The following is a 982-nucleotide window of genomic DNA, read 5'->3' as shown; positions in this document are numbered from 1 at the left end:
GCAGAAAACTTGTTCGTAGCCTTCGTCATGGCTCCATCCTCTCAAGAGTTGGAGCCTCCGGCAAACCCGGAGCGGTTCAATATGATAATTTCGTCGCCACTCTTGGTCGGCGACTTAACGAGGGCCCAAAGCTGCGGCAGGAGATCCCGGAAGACTCGATCGAGCGAACCGTCGGTGACTAGACTCGATCGCTTCAACGTCCTCCGGTCCTGCTCGCCTGCTCCACGCCCCATCGTTGAGGCTGCGTTCGTCAACTCAAGAAAGCGGTCGTAGCGATTACCTCGACTAGGTTCAGGTCCTGGTCGCGCCGTCAGGGGACATTGGGCTGTCGCCGCAAATTGGACCTACTGCGCGGTTCCAATTCAAGCCAGTGTGCTTGCGAGTTGCTCCTTTGGTAGGTTGGTCACTCAGCGGAGCCACTCCCACAGCGGCCCGAAGCGAAGGGCTTGCCACCTTCAGATTCCCAGTATCGACTTGAGCCGCCCGTAGGCTCGCGCGAACGCTCTCTTGATCCTGGCGGCCCAAGAGAGCTTCTTCTCATCGTGAACGGCGTGGCGAGCGATCTGGTGGCGCATGACTGACGCCGCCATCGCGTCGGAGAAAGCCGGCATCCATTCAACGTGGCCGGCAGTGATGAAATAGTGCGACTTGCAGGCCGCATCGCATACCGAGATCGACGGCGTCACCGTGGCCCAGCCGCCTTCCGAGGTGATCTGATGACTATCGGGGACCAACAGGCTGACCCGGTGGCCGCAGCCACAGGCGCACAGTAAGGCACCAACCTCGAACTCCTCGCTGTGGTAGACGACGCCAGCTCTGAGCGGCTTGGGCATGCGCTCGACGGCTTGGTATGCGTATCTCAGAGCCCAACCGAAAATTATGTTGAGTGATTTCAGCGACTTGTGATTCTCTGTGGTTTGCGAAGACGACGGAGGATCGTATGGCCTGGACTGAAATCACTCGGGAGCAATATGACCGGAGG

At 59.1% G+C, this 982-nt stretch carries 1 protein-coding gene and 1 pseudogene; one reads left to right on the top strand and one right to left on the bottom strand.

The genetic code is table 11. The features are described 5' to 3' along the window. Window positions 1–77 precede the first annotated feature (77 nt). Window positions 78–182 (top strand): annotated as a pseudogene (locus IEW15_RS26705) (CopG family transcriptional regulator); the annotation flags it as partial. 273 nt (window positions 183–455) lie between these two features. Here IEW15_RS26705 and IEW15_RS25515 read toward each other — a convergent pair. Beyond that, window positions 456–833 carry a DUF6527 family protein gene (locus IEW15_RS25515; RefSeq protein WP_188583359.1) on the bottom strand — a complete coding sequence of 126 codons (378 nt, stop codon included), beginning with the start codon at window positions 831–833 and terminating at the stop codon, window positions 456–458. Window positions 834–982 lie beyond the last annotated feature (149 nt).

The sequence above is a fragment of the Tistrella bauzanensis genome (assembly GCF_014636235.1).
Taxonomy (GTDB): Bacteria; Pseudomonadota; Alphaproteobacteria; order Tistrellales; family Tistrellaceae; genus Tistrella; species Tistrella bauzanensis.
This window is presented reverse-complemented; position numbering and strand designations above follow the sequence as displayed.

Excerpts from the sequence above, each read along its gene's own strand:
- IEW15_RS25515 (WP_188583359.1), bottom strand. The coding sequence starts at position 833 with ATGCCCAAGCCGCTCAGAGCTGGCGTCGTCTACCACAGCGAGGAGTTC.